This window comes from Streptomyces ochraceiscleroticus (genome assembly GCF_000720485.1).
Lineage (GTDB): Bacteria > Actinomycetota > Actinomycetes > Streptomycetales > Streptomycetaceae > Streptomyces > Streptomyces ochraceiscleroticus.
Window position 1 is genome coordinate 105,498 of sequence record NZ_JOAX01000010.1, and the last position, 22,795, is coordinate 128,292.

The 22,795-nt window shown below is 73.4% G+C and carries 22 protein-coding genes; 7 read left to right on the top strand and 15 right to left on the bottom strand.

Annotation, left to right across the window (positions count from 1 at the left end; genetic code table 11):
- Positions 1-127 precede the first annotated feature (127 nt).
- Positions 128-445, bottom strand: coding sequence for a DUF397 domain-containing protein (locus tag IG84_RS42800; RefSeq protein WP_078648841.1), 318 nt, complete (start codon positions 443-445; stop codon positions 128-130).
- Positions 435-1,268, bottom strand: a complete 834-nt coding sequence (locus IG84_RS0115120; protein WP_031056436.1) for a helix-turn-helix domain-containing protein — start codon at positions 1,266-1,268, stop codon at positions 435-437. The genes IG84_RS42800 and IG84_RS0115120 overlap by 11 nt, the downstream gene beginning before the upstream one ends.
- A 170-nt stretch (positions 1,269-1,438) precedes the next feature.
- Here IG84_RS0115120 and IG84_RS0115125 point away from each other — a divergent pair, with 170 nt between their 5' ends.
- Complete coding sequence (locus tag IG84_RS0115125; RefSeq protein WP_031056439.1) at positions 1,439-1,657, top strand: hypothetical protein; 219 nt, start codon at positions 1,439-1,441, stop codon at positions 1,655-1,657.
- 85 nt (positions 1,658-1,742) lie between these two features.
- Here IG84_RS0115125 and IG84_RS0115130 read toward each other — a convergent pair whose 3' ends face one another.
- Positions 1,743-2,450, bottom strand: coding sequence for an HD domain-containing protein (locus IG84_RS0115130; protein ID WP_051861730.1), 708 nt, complete (start codon positions 2,448-2,450; stop codon positions 1,743-1,745).
- A 151-nt stretch (positions 2,451-2,601) separates the two neighbouring features.
- Between IG84_RS0115130 and IG84_RS0115135 the strand changes: the two genes are divergently transcribed.
- A complete protein-coding gene (locus tag IG84_RS0115135; RefSeq protein ID WP_031056445.1) occupies positions 2,602-3,303 on the top strand; it encodes a copper homeostasis protein CutC in 702 nt (233 codons plus the stop codon).
- 19 nt (positions 3,304-3,322) lie between these two features.
- On the opposite strand, the gene IG84_RS0115140 is transcribed toward IG84_RS0115135, so the two are convergent.
- A complete protein-coding gene (locus IG84_RS0115140; RefSeq protein WP_031056448.1) occupies positions 3,323-5,401 on the bottom strand; it encodes a HelD family protein in 2,079 nt (692 codons plus the stop codon).
- Between the two features lie 263 nt (positions 5,402-5,664).
- On the opposite strand from IG84_RS0115140, the gene IG84_RS0115145 reads away from it, so the two are divergent.
- Together IG84_RS0115145 and IG84_RS0115150 are read left to right on the top strand one after the other, a co-directional pair.
- On the top strand, positions 5,665-5,892 hold the full coding sequence (locus IG84_RS0115145; protein ID WP_382467374.1) for a hypothetical protein: 228 nt from the start codon (positions 5,665-5,667) through the stop codon (positions 5,890-5,892).
- A gap of 265 nt (positions 5,893-6,157) precedes the next feature.
- Positions 6,158-7,348, top strand: a complete 1,191-nt coding sequence (locus IG84_RS0115150; RefSeq protein WP_063761803.1) for a glycosyltransferase 87 family protein — start codon at positions 6,158-6,160, stop codon at positions 7,346-7,348.
- A 197-nt stretch (positions 7,349-7,545) separates the two neighbouring features.
- On the opposite strand, the gene IG84_RS0115155 is transcribed toward IG84_RS0115150, so the two are convergent.
- A complete protein-coding gene (locus IG84_RS0115155) occupies positions 7,546-9,195 on the bottom strand; it encodes a DNA repair helicase XPB (protein ID WP_031056457.1) in 1,650 nt (549 codons plus the stop codon).
- Between the two features lie 147 nt (positions 9,196-9,342).
- Positions 9,343-11,898 (bottom strand): helicase C-terminal domain-containing protein, encoded by a 2,556-nt coding sequence (locus tag IG84_RS0115160; protein ID WP_031056460.1) that lies wholly within the window; start codon positions 11,896-11,898, stop codon positions 9,343-9,345.
- Between the two features lie 169 nt (positions 11,899-12,067).
- On the opposite strand from IG84_RS0115160, the gene IG84_RS0115165 reads away from it, so the two are divergent.
- Complete coding sequence (locus tag IG84_RS0115165) at positions 12,068-13,123, top strand: hypothetical protein (protein ID WP_031056464.1); 1,056 nt, start codon at positions 12,068-12,070, stop codon at positions 13,121-13,123.
- 59 nt (positions 13,124-13,182) lie between these two features.
- Here IG84_RS0115165 and IG84_RS0115170 read toward each other — a convergent pair whose 3' ends face one another.
- From IG84_RS0115170 to IG84_RS0115185, 4 genes are read right to left on the bottom strand one after another with little or no spacing between them, the layout of a single operon-like run.
- The gene (locus IG84_RS0115170) at positions 13,183-14,211 is read right to left on the bottom strand and encodes an ABC transporter substrate-binding protein (RefSeq protein ID WP_031056467.1); all 1,029 of its coding nucleotides are present in this window, start codon (positions 14,209-14,211) and stop codon (positions 13,183-13,185) included.
- Positions 14,212-14,242: 31 nt separating this feature from the next.
- Positions 14,243-15,067 (bottom strand): ABC transporter ATP-binding protein, encoded by an 825-nt coding sequence (locus tag IG84_RS0115175; RefSeq protein ID WP_031056470.1) that lies wholly within the window; start codon positions 15,065-15,067, stop codon positions 14,243-14,245.
- Positions 15,064-16,149, bottom strand: a complete 1,086-nt coding sequence (locus IG84_RS0115180) for a FecCD family ABC transporter permease (RefSeq protein WP_031056472.1) — start codon at positions 16,147-16,149, stop codon at positions 15,064-15,066. Before IG84_RS0115180 ends, IG84_RS0115175 begins: the two co-directional genes overlap by 4 nt.
- Complete coding sequence (locus tag IG84_RS0115185; RefSeq protein WP_051861731.1) at positions 16,146-17,183, bottom strand: FecCD family ABC transporter permease; 1,038 nt, start codon at positions 17,181-17,183, stop codon at positions 16,146-16,148. The genes IG84_RS0115180 and IG84_RS0115185 overlap by 4 nt, the downstream gene beginning before the upstream one ends.
- Before the next feature lie 130 nt (positions 17,184-17,313).
- Between IG84_RS0115185 and IG84_RS0115190 the strand changes: the two genes are divergently transcribed.
- Positions 17,314-17,943 carry an HAD family hydrolase gene (locus tag IG84_RS0115190; protein ID WP_031056475.1) on the top strand — a complete coding sequence of 210 codons (630 nt, stop codon included), beginning with the start codon at positions 17,314-17,316 and terminating at the stop codon, positions 17,941-17,943.
- Here the strand turns inward: IG84_RS0115190 and IG84_RS0115195 are convergent.
- Complete coding sequence (locus IG84_RS0115195; protein WP_245659358.1) at positions 17,916-18,194, bottom strand: hypothetical protein; 279 nt, start codon at positions 18,192-18,194, stop codon at positions 17,916-17,918. The two genes, IG84_RS0115190 and IG84_RS0115195, sit on opposite strands and share 28 nt — an antisense overlap.
- A 180-nt stretch (positions 18,195-18,374) precedes the next feature.
- Between IG84_RS0115195 and IG84_RS42615 the strand changes: the two genes are divergently transcribed.
- Complete coding sequence (locus IG84_RS42615) at positions 18,375-18,758, top strand: cold-shock protein (protein WP_031056479.1); 384 nt, start codon at positions 18,375-18,377, stop codon at positions 18,756-18,758.
- 70 nt (positions 18,759-18,828) lie between these two features.
- On the opposite strand, the gene IG84_RS0115205 is transcribed toward IG84_RS42615, so the two are convergent.
- The 4 genes from IG84_RS0115205 to IG84_RS0115220 form a co-directional block, all read right to left on the bottom strand.
- Entirely contained in the window at positions 18,829-19,680 is an 852-nt protein-coding gene (locus IG84_RS0115205) for a 1,4-dihydroxy-6-naphtoate synthase (protein ID WP_031056480.1), read from the bottom strand.
- Positions 19,677-20,432: a futalosine hydrolase gene (locus IG84_RS0115210; RefSeq protein ID WP_031056482.1), complete on the bottom strand. Its 756-nt coding sequence runs from the start codon at positions 20,430-20,432 to the stop codon at positions 19,677-19,679. The genes IG84_RS0115205 and IG84_RS0115210 overlap by 4 nt, the downstream gene beginning before the upstream one ends.
- A gap of 29 nt (positions 20,433-20,461) precedes the next feature.
- Positions 20,462-20,974 (bottom strand): hypothetical protein, encoded by a 513-nt coding sequence (locus tag IG84_RS0115215; protein WP_031056486.1) that lies wholly within the window; start codon positions 20,972-20,974, stop codon positions 20,462-20,464.
- Positions 20,975-21,047: 73 nt separating this feature from the next.
- Positions 21,048-22,469 (bottom strand): MFS transporter, encoded by a 1,422-nt coding sequence (locus IG84_RS0115220; protein ID WP_211266467.1) that lies wholly within the window; start codon positions 22,467-22,469, stop codon positions 21,048-21,050.
- Positions 22,470-22,795: the final 326 nt, after the last annotated feature.

Here is a 22,795-nt window from a genome sequence, read left to right on the forward strand (position 1 = left end):
GAGGGGCAGGCATGACACGCATGAACAGCGTGAACACGCCTGACATTCCCGGTGGGTTCGCGCCGCCGCGTACGCCGTCCGCCGGCGGACGGCCTCGGACGGCCGTCCTAGAGCCCGTCGGCCCGGCTCAGGCGTCCGCTGCCCGCTCCAGCACGCCATCGCATACCGCCGTGACAAACGCCGACCAGGCCGCCGGGGCCAGGACGAGCGCCGGGCCCCAGGGGTTCTTGCTGTCGCGCACCGGGACCGCGCCCGGCGCGCCGTGACCCATCTCCACGCAGTCGCCGCCGCTGCCGCCGCTGTAGCTGCTCTTGCGCCAGCTGATGCCGGAGAGGTCGAGCGCGCGGTGTGCCGGGCGGCGGGCCGCGGCGCCTTCCGCGCCGTGGCCCGCCCCGTGGACGGCACCGTGCCGCGCGGGGTGGAACGTGTGTTGATCAATAACCATCGTGGTGATCCTTCGCCGCCGACTCGATGAGAACGAGGGACGCTTCGGGTGACAGTGCAGCGGCCCGGACGAGATCGTAAGCCAATCCGTACCGTTCCACATGCGAAGGCTCATCCAACATTTGCCCTGTTGCAAGGGCTTGTAGGTATGCGACGGGCGGTGCATCTGCAAATGTCATCAGCTTGAGGGAACCTTCGAGCGCCGCGTGGGCGCCCTCCGCGTACGGCAGCACCTGCACGATGACGCGATTCCGACGTATGAGTGCCGCGATATGAGTGAGCTGGGTGTGCATCGCGGCCGGACCGCCTACAGGACGGCGCAGCACGTTCTCGTCCAGCACCGCCCAGAACAAGGGGGTTGTTGGATCCTCGAGGACGCGGGCCCGGTCCAGCCGCGCGGACAGTAAATCGTCGATGACGCTCTCCGGAGCGACCGGGTGCACCGCGCGGAACACGGCCCGCGCGTACTCCTCCGTTTGCAGCAGCCCCGGGACGAGCAGCGGGGCGAATTCCCTGATCGAGATCGCCATCGCCTCGTACTCGGCGGCGTCCGCGAAGTGTTCCGGATAGCGGGAACGCTGGGCGGCTTCGACGTTCCGCTCGAAGAACCCGTCCGTGCCGAGGATCTCGTCGATCCGCCGTGCGTACTCCCCCTGTATCCGCCGTGCGCCCGATTCGAGCTGGCCGATGAACGACCCGCTCACGAACATCGGCGCCCCGAGCTCTGCCTGCGTCAGCCCCGCACTTTCTCGCTTGAACCGCAGCTCAGCGCCGTACAGCGCCCTCGGTGAAAGCGACGGATCCAGTTGTTTCGGCTTCGGCATGGCCCACTCCCTGTCGTGCACCTGGTGTTGTTGGATGTCACCCTCTGTCAAGCTTAACCCCGGACCGTCACCATATAGACACAAGCAGTAAGACGACACGGAGCGCGATGAGGCGCAGTGAGGCGCGGTGAGGCGCAGTGAGGTCCGCAACCGGAGAGGCGAGGTACCCGGTGACGCTCCCGGCGAAGGGTTCGTATGTGGTCGACACCCGGATCGGCAGGATCGGGGAGGTGATGGGGCACGAAGGGCCCTACGTACAGCTCCGTCCGCCGGGTGGCGGACGCGAGTGGGACTGCCCGCCGGCCGACGCCCGGGCCGCCACCCCGCGCGAACGTCTGGCCGCCCGGACGGCGCTGGCCAACGCGCGCAGCCGGGGGGAGCGCCGCTGAACGAGGCGCGCGAGAACGGCGTGTAATGAACGCGAGTGCGGTGCGCCCCGGACCCCGGCGCCCCCGCCCCGTCACCACCCCTGCTTCATGCCGTCAGAAGGTCGAGCTCCGTGGTCAGGTTCCGCCGGGCCAGCCGCTCCCATCTGTCGTGCCCCTCCGGCGTGCGGAACAGCCGCGGCAGCGCCAGCAGTTGACGCAGTACATCGGCCCGGCCCGCCCGGAACGCCTCGTCCGGCACGAACGCGAACTCCTCGCGCACCGCGGCGGCATACGCCGCGTACTGCTCCGGCGCCCCGGCCAGTACCGCCAGATCCGCGTCGCACAGCACCTCGCCGTTGCTGTCCCCCTCGGCCGGATCGTGCGTGACCGTGAGCCGCACGAGACGCGCCACCTCCGCCGTACGCTCCGCGTCGATCCCCAGCTCCGGCAGCGCCCGCTCGGCGAGCGCCGCACTGCGCTCCTCGTTCTCGGACCGGTCGGGGCGGTAGACGGCATCGTGGAACCACGCCGCGAGCCGTACGACATCGGGCTCGGCGGCGTGTCCCGCAAGCTCGTCGATCCGGTCCAGCACGGCGGCCAGATGCTCGGTCGTGTGATAGCGGCGCTGCGGCTCGGCCCAGCGCGCCAGCAGGTTGTCGGCGTACGGAGCGGGGTCGGGCGGCAGGGCGAGAGCGGTGCCGGGCACGGTCGCCGCATCGGCGTTCCGGAGCGCCAGGACGGCGTCTTGCCAGCGGCGGCGCAGGTTTTCACCCGGGTCGATGCGGTCCGTGCGGTCCGTCGGGGAGGAAGCCATACGACCATTGTGCGCATCCGGACGGGCGGCCTCACACAGGTGATCGCGCCGATCGCCGGAGTGCGCCGAGCGCGTCCGCGCCGGACGCCTTTCGCGCCGGATCGGTGTCGCTCCGTAGCGCGGGCATGCCGGGTGTGGCACCCTTGAGCACATGTCTAGACCAATTCTCGAGGTGATCGCGCTCGATGCCGCGGACGCCGCCGCGGCCGAGGCCGGAGGGGCGGACCGCCTCGAACTGGTCACGGACATGGCATCCGACGGACTCACCCCGCCCCGCGAGGTCTTCGCCGCCATCAGGGCCGCCGTCACCGTCCCGCTGCGCGTCATGCTGCGCGCGGCGGACGGCTTCGCCGCGGGCGACGCCCGGACGTTCGACGCGCTGTGCGCGGACGCCGCCGCGCTCCGGGCCGAGGGCGCCGAGGAGTTCGTCCTCGGCTTCCTCGCCGAGGACGGCGGACCCGACCTCGCCGCCGTGGACGCGCTCACCGAGGTGATCGACGGCTGCCGATGGACCTTCCACCGCGCCATCGACCGCGCCGCCGACCGCGACGGCCTGCGCAAACGCCTCGACGACCGGCCCGGCCTGGACACCTACCTCACCGCCGGCTCGGCCGCCGGCGTCGACGACGGGCTGCCGGCGCTGCTCGCCGAGGCGGCGCGCGCGGCGGCCGGCGAGCCCGGGTACGGCCCGCAGATCATGGCGGGCGGCGGCCTGACCCTCGCGCACGTCCCGCGGCTGCGCGCTGCCGGCGTCACCGCCTTCCACATCGGCGGCGCGGCACGCCCGGCCGGCTGGACGGCGCCGGTCTCCCCGGCCGCCGTACAGACCTGGCGCGCAGCCCTGGACGGCTGAGCGAGGCGCCGCCAGGGCCTCAGCCCGCCAGCTCCTCCGGAAGCGGCGCCGCGTGCACGACCGTCAGCCCGGACACCGCACGCGTGAGGCAGACGTACAGGCGGCGCAGCCCGGTCCGGTGGTCCGGCTCGGCGTCCACGAGCGCCGCCGGCTCGTCCAGTACCACGTAGTCGTACTCCAGACCCTTCGCGAGCGTGGCGGGCACGAGAGTGAGCCGGGCGTCCGCCGAGGTCTCCTCGCCGGGGTCGAGCGTGGCCAGCCCGGCTGCGGCCAGTGCCTCGCGCAGCGCCGGGAGGCGCGGCTCCGCGGCGATCAGACCGATGGAGCCCTCCTTGGCCAGCGCGTCGCGGCAGGCGGTGATCACCGCCTCGTCGAGCGCGTCCGCCGCCGTCGGGCGGATCTCGAAGTCGCCCGGGGACTCACGGATCGACGTCGCCTCGGAGAGGTCCGGCGCGATGGCCGGAAGCAGCCGTGAGGCGTACGCGATGACCTCACGCGGCACACGGAATCCCTGGGTCAGCTCCTCGACCACGGCGCCCGGCTTGCCCAGATGGGCCAGCGCCTCCTCCCACGTGTCCGTCGACCACGGGGTCGTGCCCTGGGCGATGTCGCCCAGTACGGTCGCCGAGCCCGTCGAGCAGCGGCGGCCCACCGCCCGGTACTGCATGGGGGAGAGGTCCTGGGCCTCGTCCAGCACCACATGGCCGAGCGAGTGCGTGCGCTCCACCAGGTCGTGCGCCTCGTCGATGAGGACGGCGTCGGCGGCGGACCACTTGGCGCTGCGGACGCTGCGGGCCGGCCGGGTCCACAGGATCGTCTTCTGCTCCTCGTCGGTGAGGACGCCGTCGGCGTGCTCGGCCAGGAAGTCCGCGTCGGACAGCAGCCGCAGGACCAGCTTCGCCGGGTCGACCGGCGGCCAGACCGCCTTGACGGTCGCCTTCACCGCGGCGTTACGGGCGACCGCGTCCTGCACCCGGTCGTCGGGCGCCTCACCCGCCCGCTCCATCTGGACGAGCACGGCGTGCGCGATGCGCTGCGGCAGCGCATCGCGTGCCGCGCCGTAGCGGATGCCCCGGTCCAGCAACTGCTGGACGATCTCCGCCAGTTCGTACGCGGGGACGCGCCAGCGGCGGGAGCCGCGGACCACCACGCACGCCTCGGTGGGCATCGTGACGTGGGAGCGCACGGCGCGGCGCAGCACCTCCGCCAGCCGCGCGTCGCCCTTCACGGTCGCGGCCGCGGCGTCGTCCGTACCGCGTACCTCCACGTGCGCCACGAGGTCATCGACCGTGGCCTGCTTGACCTCCAGCTCGCCCAGCGCGGGCAGCACCTGCTCGATGTAGTGCAGAAAGGACTTGTTGGGACCGATGACCAGAGTGCCGGCGCGGGCCAGCTTCTCGCGGTGCGCGTAGAGGAGGTACGCGACCCGGTGCAGGCCCACGGCGGTCTTGCCCGTGCCGGGCGCCCCCTGGACGCAGACGGTGCCGCCGATCCCGGCCCGGACGATCTCGTCCTGCTCGGGCTGGATGGTGGCCACGATGTCGCGCATCGGGCCCACGCGCGGCCGCTCGATCTCCGTCTGGAGCAGCTTGCTGGCGTGCTCCGCCTCCGCCGGATCGGTGAGGTGCTCGTCCTCGTACGCGGTCAGTTCGCCGCCGGTGTACCCGAAGCGGCGGCGCAGCCGCAGGTCCATCGGGTCCTTCTTGGACGCCCGGTAAAAGGGCTGGGAGACGGGCGCGCGCCAGTCGATGACCATGGGGTCGCCGTCGGCGTCGTGGACGTGCCGCCGCCCGATGTAGAAGTCCTCCCCCTCGGCGCCCTCCGCGAGGTCGACGCCGGGCGCGTGGAGGTAATCGAGGCGGCCGAAGAAGAGCGGGGTGTGGGAGAGGTCGGCGAGCGCCTTGATACGGGCGTCGATCTCGCCCTGCAGGATCTGGGCGTTGACCCAGTTCGCGGTGACGTCCTTGATGTTCAGCGCCTCGGCGTCCGCGCGCATGGCGCGGAGCGCGGCGCGGGAGGCGGCGAGGTGCGCACGTTCGTGTGCGAGGGGGTCGTCCTGGTCGTGCTTTTCCTTCTGGTCAGGGGCGTGCGAGGGCACGGCTTCGCCTCCGGGGAGCTGCGGTGGTCTGGGTGGCCGGCCGGTTTCCGTCCGGCGGGCGGCGCTCCGCGACGAGGGTCGGCGGGAGGCGGGCAGACGCGCGATTGTAGCCAGCACGCAGTGGCGGCGCGACCGAATTAAATAGGGCCCGAATCCCTTAGGGGTGGGCCGCAGGACGGTGCTTCCAGGGCCGTACTCCCGGCGACACGCGGATCGGTCGTTGGTCGGATGTGCGGCGACCGGGTGAATTCCATCATGGAGGCATGGACAGCCGAGAGATGAACAGCCAGATGAATGCGCCACCCGAACCGAAAACGGCGGCCCGTGCCCGGCAGGGTGCCAGCGCCGTGGCCCACGACCCGGCACACCGGCACCCCGTGGGCAGCGCCCTGCGGGCCGTGAAGGTCTTCGCGGGTACTGCCTTCAGTGTCGCCGTACTGGGCGAATACGCCGACGACAGATCTCCGATCACCACCCGGCCCGAGGAATGACATCCGGACGTCCGGAAAGCGTCACGAAACTTCCTGTGTGATCGATTAACGTCGCTGTAAAGGCTGTAAAGACTGTGCAAGCCGCATATGGCGACAAGGAGGGGTCACCCGCGTGTCTGCCGCCGACGGGAAGCCGATCCAGCGGACAACGCCCCTCGTGGGCAGGCCACGCACCACCCGGGAGCTGCCGGACGGACCGGCAGACCGCAGTACGGCGCCGCACCCCCGCCGTACTCTCCCCCGCCACACGCTCCCCGCGGCAGCGCTGCTCGCGGTGTCCGTGGCCGCGCTCGGCGTCGTACACCTCTTCGTACCGATGCCCACCTCCGACATACTCGTCTACCGGGCGATGGGCGATTCCGTCCTGACCGGCGGCGACCTCTACGGCTTCACGGTCACCGAGTGGCACCTCCCGGCGACCTACCCGCCCTTTGCCGCCGTACTGTTCGTGCCGCTGGCGCGGATCTCCCCCGGCGTGCTGGAGTTCGCCTCGGTACTCGTCAACGTCGCGCTGCTCGCCCTGCTGATCCACTTCTCCGCGCGGCTCGCCGGGCTGCGCGCCACCCACCGCGTGCCCTCGCTGCTCGTCGCCACCGCGCTCGCCATCTGGCTGGAGCCGGTGTACCAGACGATCGTCTTCGGGCAGATCAACCTGGCCCTGACCTGCCTCGTCCTGTGGGACCTCACCCGCCCGGACGGCGCGCGCGGCAAGGGCCTGGCCATCGGCATCGCCGCCGGCATCAAGCTCACCCCCGCGCTCTTCGCCGTGTATCTGCTGCTCACCGGGCGGGTACGGGCCGCGCTGGTCTCGCTCGCCGGATTCGCCGGCACGGTCCTGCTCGGCATCGTCGCGCTGCCCGGCGCCAGCGTCGAGTTCTGGACCGAGCGGCTCTACGAGACGGGGCGGGTCGGCGAGGCGTGGATCGTCGACAACCAGTCGCTCCAGGGACTCCTCGCGCGCCTGCTCCACACGACGCACCCGGGCGTCGTCTGGCTGGCCGGCGCCCTGCTGACGGCCGCGGTCGGGATGGCGGCGGCCCGCCGGACGGGCCTGGTCGCCGGCCGGGAGGCGTGGGGCGTGCTGTGCACGGCGCTCACCGCGCTGCTCGTCTCGCCGATCAGCTGGTCCCACCACTGGGTCTGGTGCGTGCCGCTGCTCGCCGTACTGGCCACGCACATCCGCCGGGACGCGTGGCGGCGCGCCATATGGGTCGCGCTGGCCGTGCTCTTCACCGCCCGCACGATGTGGCTCGTGCCGCACAAGGGCGACCTGGACCTGGTACTCCCGTGGTGGCAACAGCCACTGGCCGCGCCGTACCCCCTGCTCGGCGCGGCCCTCCTGCTCGCGGCGCTCTTCTGGCGCGGGGGCGTACTGACCGGGGTCGCGGCGGGCGCGCTGACCCGGCCGGGGGCGGCGGGGCGGGAGTCGGTACCGGCACCCAGGGCGCCGAGCTAGGGGTACGGGAGTCCGTACCGGGACCCGGTCACCGCGCTGGGCCACGGTCGCCGAGCTGGGCGCAGCCGGGCGTCGTAGCCAGGCTGACCGTTTCGCCTTGCTTCTCCCCCATGGGGGTGCAAAAAGGTCCCCTTCTCAACACAGTACTGGGGACCACTGACAGCGCTGGGGCCACCGACACCGCAGCCCCCCGCCCCTCACGCCCCCTCGTCCGCCAGCAGTTCGTGCGCGTCCACGATGCGGTACGCGTAGCCCTGTTCGGCCAGGAAGCGCTGGCGGTGGGCGGCGAAGTCCTGGTCGATGGTGTCGCGCGCGACGACCGAGTAGAAGCGCGCCTCGTGGCCGTCCGCCTTCGGGCGGAGCACCCGGCCGAGCCGCTGCGCCTCCTCCTGACGCGAGCCGAACGTGCCGGACACCTGGATCGCGACCGTCGCCTCCGGCAGGTCGATCGAGAAGTTCGCGACCTTGGAGACGACCAGCACGGACAGCTCGCCCTCGCGGAACGCGTTGAAGAGCTTCTCGCGCTGCGCGTTGCTGGTGTCGCCCTTGATGACCGGCGCGTCCAGGTGCTCGCCCAGCTCGTCGAGCTGGTCGATGTACTGGCCGATCACCAGCGTCTGCTCGCCCGCGTGCCGGCGCACCAGCGCCTCGGTCACCCGCTGCTTGGACGCCGTCGTGGCGCAGAAGCGGTACTTCTCGTCGCTCTCCGCCGTGGCGTACGCCAGCCGCTCCGAGTCGGTCAGATTGACCCGGACCTCGACGCAGTCGGCGGGCGCGATGTAGCCCTGCGCCTCGATCTCCTTCCACGGCGCGTCGAACCGCTTCGGGCCGATGAGCGAGAAGACGTCGGACTCCCGGCCGTCCTCCCGGACCAGCGTCGCGGTCAGCCCGAGCCGCCGCCGGGCCTGCAGGTCGGCGGTGAACTTGAAGACCGGCGCGGGCAGCAGGTGCACCTCGTCGTAGACGACCAGGCCCCAGTCGCGGGAGTCGAAGAGCTCCAGATGCGGGTAGACGCCCTTCCGCTTGGTCGTCAGCACCTGGTACGTCGCGATGGTGACCGGCCGGATCTCCTTCTTCGTACCGCTGTACTCGCCGATCTCGTCCTCGGTCAGCGACGTGCGCTTGACCAGCTCGTGCTTCCACTGGCGCGCGGACACCGTGTTCGTCACGAGGATCAGCGTGGTCGCCTTGGCCTCGGCCATCGCACCGGCCCCGACCAGCGTCTTTCCCGCGCCACAGGGCAGGACGACGACGCCCGAGCCGCCGTGCCAGAAGTTCTCGACGGCCTGCTGCTGGTACGGCCGCAGCGACCAGCCGTCCTCCGCCAGCTCGATCGGATGCGCCTCGCCGTCCACGTAACCGGCCAGGTCCTCGGCCGGCCAGCCCAGCTTCAGCAGCGTCTGCTTGATCTGCCCGCGCTCGGAGGGGTGCACCGCGACCGTGTCCGGGTCGATCCGGGCGCCGACCAGCGGCTGCACCTTCTTCGACCGCAGGATCTCCTCCAGCACCGGGCGGTCGGTGGTGGTGAGCACCAGGCCGTGCGCGGGGTGCTTGGAGAGCGTGAGGCGGCCGTACCGGGACATCGTCTCGGCGATGTCGACGAGCAGCGCGTGCGGGACCGGGTAGCGCGAGTACGCCACCAGCGCGTCCACGACCTGCTCCGCGTCATGGCCCGCGGCCCGCGCGTTCCACAGGCCGAGCGGCGTCACCCGGTAGGTGTGGATGTGCTCAGGGGCGCGCTCCAGCTCCGCGAAGGGGGCGATGACCTGGCGGCAGGCGTCCGCCTGCTCGTGGTCCACCTCCAGCAGCAGCGTCTTGTCGCTCTGGACGATGAGAGGTCCGTTCACGCGCCTCGCCTTTCGCTTCACCTGCGGACGGCCGGCGTCGCCGCACGGCCCGGCCGTTCGTACGGCCAAACGTCCAGTGTGCCGCATCGCGGCGAAAGGGGGGCCTGCGTCCACGGAGCGCGCCCCCCGGGCCGGGCCGGGATGGGCTCAGGACGCTGCGTCGTCGGCGAGCTCGGAGACGCCTGTGATGCGGTGCAGGGGGTACGTGCGGACCTCGTCGGCGGTGTGGTCGTACGCCGTCACGAAGCCGCCCTCGACCCGGACCGGGGCGATGACGCGCTGGCTGGCAGCGCCGTCGGCGTTGACGTAGCCGATCCACAGGGCCGAGTTGGTCAGCGCGGCGGCCTGCACGGTGGCGAGCGTCTCGGCGGACGTCGTACGGGGCAGCCGGCCCGGCGCGGGCGCCGCGGCCTCCGGGCCCGGCTTGCGCTCGGCCGTGGCCGCGAGGTCGCCCGCGCGGATGGCCCGCACGGCGGCCTCCAGCAGCGTCGTGTCGGGGGCCGGCGGGCCGTCGGGGACCGGGGCCGGGGCGGTGCGCGGCGGGGTGCGGTGGGCGTCGGCGCGGGCGATCACCACATCGCCCTCGGCGGACTCCGCGGCCGGCGCGTACCCCATTGCGCGCAGGCCCTCCAGCAGCGCGTCCGGGGCCGCCTGCGCGGCCAGCACGGTCGGCGCGAGGCGGCGCAGCCGCAGCCCGTCGGCGCGCCGGTCGGCCATGATCTCGTTCAGCAGCGCGTCGTCGTCGCAGCGGACGTACGCGGAGGCCGCGCCGATCCGCAGCACCCCGTGTCTGCGCGCCACGTCGTCGATCAGGTAGGCGAGCGGCTGCGGTACGGGCGTACGGGAGTGCGCCGCGAGGAAGGACTGGATGTCCGCGGCCGAGCGGCCGGCGTCCAGCCCGCGGCGCACCGAGCCGGGCGTGAAGCGGTACACCGTGGCGCCGCCCTTGGACTCCACGTCGGCCAGCAGTTCGAGCGCGTCGGCGAGCGGGCGCTCCAGGGGGCCGGGGGCGACGGCGGTCAGGTCGGCCTGGAGGAGGACGTGGTCCAGGGGGGTGGGCAGCAGCGGGGCGAGGGCAGCGGCGGTGGCCCGGTGAGCATGGGCGGGGTCGGCGTCCGGTGCCGCGTTCAGGAGCGCGCGGGTGTGGCCCGCCAGGGCGCCGCGGCCGGTGAGGCCGAGCAGCTCGGCCTCGTGGAGGGACCACAGGGCGATACGGGAGCGGAGGTCCTGCGGGGCGGCGTGTGCCGCGTGTGCCGCGTTCTGTGCCGCGTTGTGGTCGGGCGCGTGGCCGTTCTCCGGGGCGGCGTCGGGGGTGGCCTGCGCGGCGCCTCGGAGCGGCCGTTCCCAGCGCAGCCGGGCCAGTACGGCGTCCTGGGGCACGGCCGTGCCCGGCGGGAGGCCGCCGAGCAGCGCGAGGACCCGCCGCCGTACCTCCGGAGCGGGCGAGCGGTCCAGATGCGGGCCGAGCGCGGCCAGGGTGCGGCCCTTGGCGTCCGCGGTGCCGACCAGGCCGGCCGTACGGGTCGCGGCCAGCCAGGCGGCGGCCAGCCGTACCCAGCGCTCCTCGGCGGGGAGCTGCCGCCAGTCCTCGGCGGCGGGCGTGGGCGCGTACCGCTCGTCGGCCTCGCCGTCCGAGGCGATCAGCCCCGCCGCGTACGCCAGCTCCAGCCAGAACGCGGCGGTATGCACCCCGGTGTCCAGGGCCGTGGCGGTCCGCTTCAGGTCGCGGACGCTCAGGCCGCCGGCGCGCAGGACGGGCGGGCCGCCGAGGTCCCACTCCTTGAGCAGCTCGTCGATGGTGGCCAGCGCGGTGAACGCCTGGCCGGCCGCCGTACGGTCCACCATCTCCGGGTCGCGCGCGGTGGCCGACGCGAGGGCGGGCGGCTCCGGCTCCGGCGCCCGGTGCGCGCGCCCGGCGCGCAGATGCAGGGCGGCTTCCCGGGGGAGCACGACATTGCGCGCGCCCACCGGGAGCAGCACGCCGCGGTCCAGCAGCCAGCGCAGGTGCGGCGCGGGCTGCGCGGTCACCGCGCCGTACGGCGGGCCCCAGACGAGCCTGTCCAGTACGGCGTGGGACTCGGCCGGCGCGTCGTCGAGCAGCGCCGCCATGGCCTCCCGGTCCTCGAAGAGCGAGGTCAGCGCGGCGACGGCGGTGACCGGGTCGGGCGTGGTGGGCAGCCCGGCGGCCGTCACGATCTCCTGGAGGCGACCGGGCGACATGCCGGCGGCGGCCTCGGCGACGGTGGGGCCGAGGCCGGTGGGGGAGGGACGGGTGGCGCTCGGGGTGAGCAGTTCACGGGCGGTGCGGACGAGCCGGAGGCGGTCGTCGGGACCCCACACCAGGGCCTGCGCGCGGAGCGCCGCCAAGGCGTCCGGGAGGCGGCCGCGGACGGCTGCCCGCAGCGCGGAGTCCGTACCGGATGCCTCCTCGTCGCCCGTCATCAGCCCGGCGAGCGTGTCGTACGGGCACGGGTCCGGGGCGACGGCCAGCGCCTCGGCCGTCTGCAGCGCGAAGGCGTCCAGCCGCTCCACGGCGCGGACCACGGAGGCGCGGGTGCCGGCCCGGGTGGCGAGCTGGGTGAGATCACTCGGGACCGGGTTGAGCAGGTCGGGGCGGGACCGCAGCAGAGCGGACAGGTCGTCGTCCGGCCGGTTGCGCAACTCCTCGGCCAGCGTGCGGGGGGACGGATGGCTGCCGCTCATTCGCCCCACGTTACCGCCTGAGCGCGGACGGGCCGACGGTCCCGGGCCCGGCACCGGTGTCCGGGACCTGTGGAAAACCGGCATCGGGCGCCTGTGGAAAAGCGCGGCATCCGCGGCGCGCGGGGGTACCGTCGGAGCGGCGGGAATCGGCCTGGCGCAGGGGTGTTCGGTGGGGATCGAGAGTGATCAGCTTGTCTTCGACTATCTGAGCCGGGTCGGGGACCTGGCGCAGGGGCGGGGGCTGACGGCCAAGCAGCGGATGCAGCTCGTCGCGCGGCTGCGGACGGAGATAGACGCGAGACGGGCCGGGGGCGGCGGCCGCACCCTCGACGTCGAGCGCATCCTCGCGCGGCTGGGCACGCCGGAGGCGGTGGTGACCGCGGCGGTGAACGGCGGGGAGCCGGTGCCCGAGGAGCCGCCCGGCGGCGCGGCGGAGCGGAAGCCCGGCGCGCTGCCCTCGCTGCTGAAGCGGCCGGGCAAGTCGGTCGCCGTGCCCGCGCCGCGCAGCGGCGCGCAGCCGATGGTGCCTCAGCAGGGGGCCGCGCCGCCGCATCTGGCGGGCCTGGACGAGCTGGGCGACCGGGACGCGACGGACGAGGAGGAGCCGGACTGGTGGCGGGTGGCGGCGGAGCCGTACGCCGCGGGGGAGACCGTGCCGGGGTTCGTCGGCGGGATCGAGATCGCGGAGATACGGCGGCCGCCGGAGACCGACGAGGAGGACGAAGCAGAGGCGGCTGTGGAGGACGCCGGGCGGCGTGGGCTGCCGGGGATGCTGAAGAAGGCCACGGGGAAGGTGCTGCCGTGGCGGCGGGACGCGGCGGCCGTGCCGGCTGCGGAGCCTGTCGAAAAGGCCGAGGAGGCCGGCGAGGCGGTCGTGGCGCCGCGGCCGAAGCCCAGCCCAGTACTGCTGCTGGCGGTCGTCCTGCTGGTCGCGGGTGCGGTGATCGGGAGCTGGCTGGCGCTCGCCGCGGGCTGGCTCGTGGCGTACTCCTCGCGCAAGCTCTCGCGCGCCGAGGCGAAGTTCGCGGCCCTGGGCGTGCCCGGGCTGGTGTGCGGCTCGGTGCTGGTGTGGCTGTGGGGCCGGTTCGCTGGCAAGTGGGGCGATCACCTCGCCAAGGGGCAGTTGGGCGCCGAGCTGACCGATGTGCTGCCGGTGGTCGTGCGCGTCGCGGCCGTCGCCTCCGCCGCTTTCCTGGTGTGGCGGATGCGGCGACGGCCGCGGTGAGCGCGCCTTCCGTGCGGCGACGGCCGCGCTGAGCGGTCTGCGGCCTCGGACTCAGGCCCTTACTTCGTCAGGTCCTTCTGCAGCTCGTCGAGGATCTTGTCGGCGGCGGTGTAGCCGATGCCCTGGAGCCAGAGCTGGTCGGAGACGCGGAAGGTGTGGCCGCTCTTCACGGCTTTCATGTTCTTCCACAGCGCGCCGCCGGTGACCTGGCTCTCCTTGGACTTCTCGGGGCTGCCGTAGGCCGAGTAGAAGACCGCGTCCGCGTCGGCCCGGGTGATCTGCTCGGGCCCGACCTCGGTCATCAGGCCGTCCTTGGCGTTCTTCACCACGTCGGTGGGCGCGGTGCCGATGTCGTCCAGGAGGGTGCCGATGTAGCTCTGGCAGCCGTACACGCGGGTGTCGGCGCCCTCGACGAAGCGGACGACGTTGGTGGTCCTCTTCGCCGCGGCCTCGGCGCCGCCGAGCGCGTCGGTGACCTGCGCGGCGTGCTTCTCGTACGCGGCGGCCGCCTTCTTGCCCTCGGGGATCTTTCCGAGCGCGTCGGCGTGGGTGGCGAAGTTCTGCTTCCACGGGTAGCCGGTGGTCTCGGTCATCACCGTGGGGGCGATCTTCTTGAGCTGCTCGTAGCGCTGCCCGTCGCGGACCTTGCTGGTGAGGATGAGGTCCGGCTTCAGCGCCGCGACCGCCTCCAGGTCGGGCGACCCGATCGTGCCGACGTCCTTGATGCCCGCGACCTTCTCCTTGGGCAGGTACGCGAGGAACCCGGAGGCCACGTCGGCGTGCGTGGCGCCGACCGGCTTCACCCCCAGCGTGAGGACGGAGTCCAGCTCGGCGGTGTCCAGGACGACGACGCGCTTGGGGTCGGCGGGGACCTTCACGTCGCCCATGGCGGTCGGCACGGTGTGCGCGCCGTCGGCCGGCTTCGCCCAGGCGGTCTTCGGCTGGGCGGGGCAGTCGGTGGCCTTGAAGGAGCCGCCGGCGCTGTCCTTGGAACCGGTGGTGGCGCCGGTGGCGCCGCAGGCGGTCAGCGTGACGGCGGCCGCTGCGAGGACGGTGGCGGTGCGCAGAGCACGGGAGGAGAAGACCATGGCGGGCCTTTCGATGAGGGGAGCGGAAGGGTCAGCCGCCGGCGGGGGACTGCCAGGGCCGGCCGGGTACGACCAGCGGGGAGCCGGTCACGGGGTCGGGGACGACGACCGAGTCGAGGCCGAAGACGTCGCGTACCAGGTCGGCGGTCACCGTCTCGGCGGGCGGGCCCTGGGCGATGATCCGCCCGGCCTTCATCGCCACCAGGTGGTCGGCGTAGCGCGCGGCCTGGTTGAGGTCGTGCAGGACGGCGACGACGGTCCGGCCGCGCTCGTGGTTGAGCTGCCGTACGAGGTCCAGCACCTCGACCTGGTGGGAGATGTCCAGGTACGTGGTGGGCTCGTCCAGCAGGAGCAGGTCGGTCTCCTGGGCGAGGGCCATGGCGATCCAGACGCGCTGCCGCTGGCCGCCGGAGAGCTCGTCCACGGCCCGGTCGGCGAGGTCGGCGATGTCGGTGCGGGCCATCGCCTCGGTGACCGCCCGCTCATCCGCGTCCGACCACTGCTGCCACCAGTGCTGGTGCGGCTGGCGGCCGCGCGCGACGAGGTCGGCGACGGTGATCGCCTCGGGCGCGACCGGCGTCTGCGGCAGCAGGCCGACCGACTGGGCGATCTTCTTGGTGGGGATGCGGGCGAGGTCGGTGCCGTCCAGCAGCACCGCTCCCCGGCGCGGCTTCAGCAGCCGTCCCAGGGCCCGCAGCAGCGTGGACTTGCCGCAGGCGTTCGGCCCGACGATGACGGTGACGGCGCCGTGCGGCACGTCCAGGTCCAGCCCGTCGACGACGGTGCGGTCCTCGTAGGCGAGTGTCAGCTCGCGGGCGGTGAGCCTGCTCGCGGTGGGGTCGCCGGTGGTGGTCACGCTCTTCCTCCCGCGGCACGGCGGCGGACGCTGTGCCCTCTCACGAGCAGATAGATCAGGTACGGGGCGCCGATGGCCGCCGTCAGCACGCCGACCGGCAGCTCGGTCGGCGCGAAGAGCATGCGGGCCGGCAGGTCGCCGAGGACCACGACGCAGGCGCCCAGCAGCGCCGAGCAGAGCAGCGGTATCTGGGCCGTACGGGTCAGCCGGCGGGCGATCTGCGGCGCCAGCAGCGCCACGAAGTCCACCGGGCCCGCCGCGCCGGTGGCCAGTGCCGCCAGCAGGACGCCGAGGGTCGCGAGGCCCAGCCGGGTGCGGCCCAGCCGTACGCCGAGCGCCGTCGCGGTGTCGTCGTCCATCGAGACGGTGCGTTGCGCGCGGGCCGCCCACAGCACGAAGGGGACCAGCACGACCAGCGCCCAGGCGAGCGGGACGGCCTCGGCCCAGCCCCGGCCGTTGAGCGAGCCGACCATCCAGACCTGGGCCTTCTGGGCCACGAGGTAGTCGCCCTTGGTCAGGAAGAGCTGGGTGACCGAGCGCAGGGCGACGGCGAAGCCGATGCCGATGAGGACGAAGCGGGTGGCGTGCAGGCCGCCGCGCCAGGCGAAGACGTACACCAGCGCCGCGGCGAGCAGGCCGCCCGCGACGGACAGGTACGGCAGTACGGCGTACGAGCCGACGCCGAAGGTCATCGCGCCGACGGTCAGCGCGCTCGCGCCCTGGGTGATGCCGATGATGTCGGGGCTGGCGAGCGGGTTGCGCGCGACGGTCTGGATGAGCGCGCCGGCCACGCCGAAGGCGGCGCCGGCCAGCAGCCCGACGCACAGCCGCGGCAGCCGCAGCGTGCCGACCACCAGCTCGTGCGGCGAGGGCTGCCCGAGCACCACCTTGAGCACCTCGGCGGGCGGCACGGAGCGCTCGCCGAGCGAGAGGTACGCGACGCAGGCGGCGGCCAGCACCGCTGTCAGGACGGCGGCGACGGCCGCGGCCCGCCGGTGGACCAGGAAGGCGGCCCGGCCGGCGCGCAACAGCGCGTATCCGGCAGGGCGTATCGCGGCGGGGGAGGAAGCGGCGGAGGTCACGCGGCCACCGCCTTCCGCCGGACGAGCGTGACCAGGAACGGGACGCCGATCAGGGCCGTCATCACGCCGGCGGGCACCTCCGAGGGCGGGAAGAGGAGCCGGCCCACGGTGTCCGCGACCAGCACCATCACCGGGCCGAGCAGCGCGGCCATCGGCAGCACCCAGCGGTGGTCGCTGCCCACGAGGGCGCGGGCCAGGTGCGGCACGGCGAGGCCCACGAAGGCGACGGGACCGGCCGCCGCGACGCCCGCGCCGGTCAGCACCGCGGCGCCCAGTCCGCCCACGATCCGTACGGTGGCGACCTTCTGGCCCAGCCCCCTGGCGACGTCCTCGCCGAGCGCCAGGGCGTCCAGGCCGCGCGCGACGGCCAGTACCAGTACCGCGCCCACCAGCAGGAACGGCCAGATCTGCGCGGCCACCGCGGCATCCCGGCCGGTCAGCGAGCCGACCTGCCAGAACCGGAACTCGTCCAGTGCGGCGGCCTTCGTGGTGAGCACGGCCATGGTCACCGCGACCAGCAGCGCGTTGATCGCGGCGCCGGCCAGCGCGAGCTTGACGGGGGTGGCGCCGCCGCGGCCGCGCGCGGCGATCGCGTACACGAAGACGGCAGCGAGCGCGGCACCGGTGAAGGCGATGCCGACGTAGCCGGAGAGCGAGTGGACGCCCGCGAAGGCGATGCCCAGGACCACGGCGGCCGAGGCGCCCTGGCTGATGCCGAGGATGCCGGGGTCGGCGATGGGGTTGCGGGTGATGCCCTGCATCGCCGTACCGGCCAGCGCGAGCGCGGCGCCGACCAACAGCCCGACGAGGGTGCGCGGCAGCCGCAGGAAGAGCACGATCTGCGCCGCCTCGCTGTCCCCGCCGTACAGCAGCGCGTCGATCACCTCGCGCGGCGGGACGGCGCGGCTGCCGACCGCGAGGGAGAGGAGCACCGCGAGCAGCAGCGCGAGCGCCGCCGCGGCGGTCCAGCAGATGCGGCGTCGCGCCAGAGTTCTTCCGGGGCTGCCGGCCAGGGCGACTGACATCGGTTCCATTTCGCGGGAGCGCAGTGTTCAGATGGGTGCGTACGCAGTCGAGCGGAGGCGTACACCTGCAGAGGATGAAGGTAAGGCTACGCTAAGTGTACGGATCGTGGCCCTGAGAGCCAGAGGCACAATGGGTGCCATGGCCACGCACACCTTGACGGTCGGATTCGACCTCGACATGACCCTGATCGACTCCCGTCCGGGCATCAAGGACGCCTATACCGCGCTCTCCGCGGCCACCGGTACGTACATCGACACCGACCTCGTGACCACCCGGCTCGGGCCGCCGCTGGAGCAGGAGATCCGCAACTGGTTCCCCGAGGACCAGGTCGCCGAGATCGCCGACCGCTACCGCGCGCTCTACCCCGAGCACGCCATCACCGGCACGCTCGCCATGGAGGGCGCCCGCGAGGCGATCGAGGGCGTCCAGCGCCTGGGCGGCCGCGCCATCGTGGTCACCGCCAAGTACGAGCCCAACGCCAAGCTGCACCTGAAGCACCTGGACATCCACGCGGACGCGGTCGTCGGCTCGCTGTGGGCCGAGGGCAAGGCCGAGGCGCTGCGCGAGTACGGCGCGAGCATCTACGTCGGCGACCACACCGGCGACGTGCGCGGCGCCCGGGCGGCGGACGCCCTCTCGGTCGCGGTGGCCACGGGCCCCTGCTCCGAGGAGGAGCTGCGCGAGGCCGGCGCCGACGTCGTCCTGCCCGGCCTGGCCGCCTTCCCGGCCTGGCTGGAGGGCTACGTCGCGGACGCCTCGCGCGCCTGACGGCGCTGGGCCGCGATCGACCGCAGCACACCGGCGGCGGCGATCAGGAAGCCCGCGCCCATGAGCATGCACACCCAGTAGAAGACCGAGGGCAGCGGGTCGGACCCGAGGAAAAGGGGCGTCATCGTCGCGAGAGTGGCGAAGGCGCCAATAAGGAACACGATCGCGCCGATCCGGACGAGCAGGTCCCCGGCGCGCGGACCTTCGGGAGCCGCCGGGGTCGCACCCCGCACGGAAGGATTGTCAGACACACGACCAGGGTAAGTCCCCGGCCGGAAGCGCTGAGGAACCACCCGGCGACGTCTTGTCACCAGGCCCCGGACCATTAGCCTTGGGTAGCGGCGGGTCGCAGACCCGCTGCACTGCTATCCAGAGCTGTTGTGTGCGCAGCTACCCCAGATTTCCCGACGAGTACGAGGACGAGGACAGACGTGCCTACCGGCAAGGTCAAGTGGTTCAACAGCGAGAAGGGCTTCGGCTTTCTCTCCCGCGACGACGGCGGTGACGTCTTCGTGCACTCTTCGGTGCTGCCCGCCGGCGTGGACGCACTCAAGCCGGGCCAGCGCGTCGAGTTCGGCGTGGTGGCGGGCCAGCGTGGTGACCAGGCACTTTCGGTGACCCTCCTCGACCCCGCGCCCTCGATCGCGGCCGCCCAGCGGCGCAAGCCCGACGAGCTCGCGTCGATCGTGCAGGACCTCACCACGCTCCTGGAAGGCGTCGCGCAGCAGCTCGAGCGCGGGCGCTACCCGGACAAGGCACACGGCGGCAAGATCGCGGGCATGCTGCGCGCGGTCGCCGACCAACTGGACGTCTGAGCAGGGCCGGCCGTCCGAGCAGGGCGCAGCGGTACGGAAATGCCCCCGCGGTCTCCCGCGGGGGCATCCGTCATACGAACTTCAGCGCGTCCGGCGCGAGGGGCGGTACGAGCCCCTCGGCCGCGGCACGGGTGAGCAGCCCGCGCACCGCCGCGTAGCCGTCCTCACCCAGGTCCGCGCTGAACTCGTTCACGTACAGCCCGATGTGCTGGTCCGCGACGGCCGGGTCCATCTCCTGCGCGTGCTCCAGTACGTAAGTGCGCGAAGCCTCGGGGTCGTCCCACGCCATGCGTACGGACGTGGTGATCGTGCGGGCCAGCTCGCGCAGTCGCTCCTCGCCCAGCGAGCGCTTGGCGATGATCGCGCCGAGCGGGATCGGCAGCCCGGTCGTGGTCTCCCAGTGCTCGCCCATGTCGGCCAGGCAGGTCAGACCGAAGTTCTGGTACGTGAAGCGGGCCTCGTGGATGACGAGCCCCGCGTCGACAAGGCCGTCCCGCACGGCGGGCATGATCTCGTCGAACGGCATGACCTTGACCTCGCCCACGCCGCCGGGCACCTGGTCCGCGGCCCACAGCCGGAACAGCAGGTAGGCCGTGGAGCGCTCGCTGGGCACCGCGACCGTACGGCCCGCCAGGTCCGCCGGGGTGGCCGCGTCCTTGGTGAGCACCAGCGGGCCGCAGCCGCGGCCGAGCGCGCCGCCGCAGGGCAGCAGCGTGTACTCGTCCAGGACCCAGGGCAGCTCGGCGTAGGACACCTTCAGCACGTCCAGCTCGCCGCGCTCGGCCATGCCATTGGTGAGGTCGATGTCCGCGAAGGTGACCTCGGGCGCCGTGGCGCCGGGGACCTTGCCGTGCGTCCACGCGTGGAAGACGAACGTGTCGTTCGGGCAGGGCGAAAACGCGATCCTGAGCGCCTGGCTCATGGCGTGCTCCTCGAGGACAGGGCTCGCGGCAGATCGGCGAAGGCGGCGGTGAGGGCGGCGAGCGCCTCCCCGATCCGCCAGGCGGCGCGGTCCCGCGGGCCGACGGGGTTGGAGATCGTACGGAGTTCCAGCACCGGTACGCCGTGCGCGGCGGCGGCCTCGGCGACGCCGAAGCCCTCCATCGCCTCCGCGAGCGCGCGCGGGTGACGGGCCAGCAGCTCCTTGGCGCGGGCCGCGCTGCCGGTGACGGTGGAACCGGTGAGGACGGTGCCGGGCAGCGCGCCGGTGGCCGCGGCGACGGCCGCGACCAGCTCCTCGGGCGGGCGGTGCGCGTCGGTGCCGAAGCCCAGCGCGGTGACCGGCACGAAGCCGTCGGGGGTCTCGGCGCCGAGATCGGCGGCGGCGATCTCCTCGGCGACGACCAGCGAGCCGACGGGCGCGCCGGGCGCGAAGCCGCCGCCGATACCGGCCGAGACGACGAGGTCGTAGCGGTGGCCGCCGAGCGCGGCGGCGGTGAGCGCGGTCGCGGCGCCGGCCGCGGCGGCCGCCGGGCCCACGCCCGCGGCCAGCGCGTCGAGCACGTACGGGCCCTCAGCGGCGTCCGGGCCGTCGGACATGCCCCCCGCGGCGGCGGGGCGCGTGCGGTGCAGCTCGAAGCCGCCCGGTACGGAGATGCGCTCGGGACGTCCCGCCGTCGCGGCGGTGACCGCGTCGCGTTCGGCGGGGACGGCGGTGACGACCAGGATGTGCATCAGGGGACCGGGCGGCTCGGGCGCGGCACTCAGGACGAGGCGCGGTTCAGCTTGATGTTCCAGATGCCGGTGTACTTGCCGCCCTTGGACGTCATGATCGAGATCGTCGTGGAGTCCGACATCTGGCGGGTCTGCTGGTTGTAGAAGACCTGGTCACCGTCGACGGAGGTGTAGGTCTGCTTGCTGAGGCTGGTCATCGGCATGCCGTTGGACATCGCGATCCACCCCTGCTCGGCCATGTCCGGCTCGACGCCGAGGCGCACCTTGTCGCCGGGGTGCACGGTGAGCGTCTGGTCCGGCTTCGAGGTCAGGCACTTCTCGAACTTGGCCTGCTCCGCCTTTTCCTTGGCGGTGAGGTCGCCGAGGGTCTTGCCGTCCTCGTAGCAGGAGGCTTCGGCGGTGACGCTGTCCTGGCCGGCGGTCACGGTGGCCCGCGGCGTGGGCTGGTCACAGGCGGAGAGGACGAGCAGTCCCAGGGACACGGCGCCCGCGGCGGCGGCACGGCGGCCCTTGCCCCGGAGCGAGGAGGAGAACGCGGTCATGCGGGCAGGCTATCTGGCCGCCGGGCCTGTCCGTCGCCCGGGTACGGCGGGTGCCTGTGTCGGATGCCCGCGGTTACGCCACGCGGGCGCGTGCCGGGCCGTGGTGGCGGTCCGCGGTCAGCAGTCCCCGCACGGTCGTGGCGGCCGCCAGGGCCAGTACCGCCGAGGCCACCGACAGGCCCAGCACGCCGTGCAGCGGCAGCGCGATGCCCAGCCCGCCGCCCACCACCCACGAGAGCTGCAGCACCGTCTCGGACCGCGCGAACGCCGACGTACGGAAGGACTCCGGCACGTCCCGCTGGATCAGCGCGTCCAGCGACAGCTTCGCCAGCGCCTGGCACAGCCCGGCCGCCGCGGCGGTGGCGGTGACCACCACGCTCGCCAGGACGGCGTAGAAGACCGCGGCGGTGACCGTGACGCCCAGGGCCAGCGTCAGCACCACCGCGATGATCACCTCCGGGCCGCGGGCCCGCAGCCAGGCCCCGATCGCGGTGCCCAGCGCGTTCCCGGTGCCCGCCGCGACCGCCACCAGCCCCAGCGACGCCGCCGGATTCAGCCCGCCCAGCGGCTGCTCCCGCAGCAGGAACGCCAGGAAGAAGATGAGAAAGCCGGACAGCGCACGAAGTGCGGCGTTGGCCTGGAGGCCGTGCAGGACGGAGCGGCCGACCGTCCGCAGCCCGGGCCGGGGACGGCGCGCCCGCTGCCCCGCCGCCAGCGGCGCCGGCGCCTCGCCCCGCGCCGAGTCGACCTTGTGCGGCAGCGTGAAGGACAGGAACGCGCCGACGCCGAACACCACGCACGCGCCGTACAGCGGCCAGGCCGGGCCGAGGAGGTGCAGCCCGGCGCCCAGCGGGGCCGCCGCGCCGGTCGTCACCAGCCCCGCGAGGGTGACTCTCGAATTGGCCTTCACGAGGGAGAAGCGGTGCGGCAGCAGTCTGGGCACCACCGCCGAGCGCACCACGCCGTACGCCTTGGAGGAGACCAGCACGCCGAGCGCGGCCGGGTACAGCTCCAGCCCGCCGGTGGCCACCGCGCCCGACATGGTCAGCGCCAGCACCGCGCGGGCCAGCATGGCCCCGGCCATCGCGGCGCGCCGGCCGTGCGGCACCCGGTCCAGCAGCGGCCCGACGACGGGCGCGAGGAGGGCGAAGGGGGCCATGGTGACCGCGAGGTACAGGGCCACCCGGCCGCGCGCCTGGTCCGTGGGGACGGAGAAGAAGACCGTCGAGGCGAGCGCGACGGTGATCAGCATGTCGCCCGCGGAATTCACCGCGTGCAGCTCGATCAGCTTGCCGAGGCCCGACTCGCCCGCGCCGTGCGCGTGTGTCGCCCGGCGGATGCCGCGCCCGGTGGCGGCGAAGGGCCGGCGCACGGCGGCACCGGCGGTCCGGCACGCGCGGCCTGCGCGCCCCGCGGCCCGGCCCGCGCCACGGACCGGGCCGCCTCTGCCCTTGGTCGATGCCCTGGCGGCGGCCACGTCGTCATACTGCCCCAAACGCTGCGCCAACTCGCCCAACTGATGGCAGTTTCCATGAGTTTCGATGGGTTTTCATGGGGTCCTGCCCGGGTTCTGCGGGCGTGGCGGAGGGGCCAGTGGCGGCTGCCGGTGACATTTGCCGCTCCCGCCGGGGGGTCGTACACGATTGAAGGGGTAGCGTGTGTAGCGCGCCACCGGCGGTCGCTCTTGGCCGCGCGCCTTGCCGCGATCCCGCAGAATGGTTCGTAGAGGCGCGCTGCTTCTGGAGGGCTGATCGGGCGCGGACGTCGACGCGGTCCCCAGGTCCGCTCCGCCCGCCCCGGCCCGTCGGTCGTCCGGACAGG

Bases quoted from the DNA above. Each gene is read 5' to 3' on its own strand.
- IG84_RS0115120 (WP_031056436.1), bottom strand. From the start codon at position 1,268: ATGCCGAAGCCGAAACAACTGGATCCGTCGCTTTCACCGAGGGCGCTG.
- IG84_RS0115205 (WP_031056480.1), bottom strand. From the start codon at position 19,680: ATGAGCCAGGCGCTCAGGATCGCGTTTTCGCCCTGCCCGAACGACACG.
- IG84_RS0115215 (WP_031056486.1), bottom strand. From the start codon at position 20,974: ATGACCGCGTTCTCCTCCTCGCTCCGGGGCAAGGGCCGCCGTGCCGCC.
- IG84_RS0115185 (WP_051861731.1), bottom strand. From the start codon at position 17,183: ATGGAACCGATGTCAGTCGCCCTGGCCGGCAGCCCCGGAAGAACTCTG.
- IG84_RS0115190 (WP_031056475.1), top strand. From the start codon at position 17,314: ATGGCCACGCACACCTTGACGGTCGGATTCGACCTCGACATGACCCTG.
- IG84_RS0115170 (WP_031056467.1), bottom strand. From the start codon at position 14,211: ATGGTCTTCTCCTCCCGTGCTCTGCGCACCGCCACCGTCCTCGCAGCG.
- IG84_RS42800 (WP_078648841.1), bottom strand. From the start codon at position 445: ATGGTTATTGATCAACACACGTTCCACCCCGCGCGGCACGGTGCCGTC.
- IG84_RS0115210 (WP_031056482.1), bottom strand. From the start codon at position 20,432: ATGCACATCCTGGTCGTCACCGCCGTCCCCGCCGAACGCGACGCGGTC.
- IG84_RS0115130 (WP_051861730.1), bottom strand. From the start codon at position 2,450: ATGGCTTCCTCCCCGACGGACCGCACGGACCGCATCGACCCGGGTGAA.
- IG84_RS0115160 (WP_031056460.1), bottom strand. From the start codon at position 11,898: ATGAGCGGCAGCCATCCGTCCCCCCGCACGCTGGCCGAGGAGTTGCGC.
- IG84_RS0115145 (WP_382467374.1), top strand. From the start codon at position 5,665: ATGGACAGCCGAGAGATGAACAGCCAGATGAATGCGCCACCCGAACCG.
- IG84_RS0115135 (WP_031056445.1), top strand. From the start codon at position 2,602: ATGTCTAGACCAATTCTCGAGGTGATCGCGCTCGATGCCGCGGACGCC.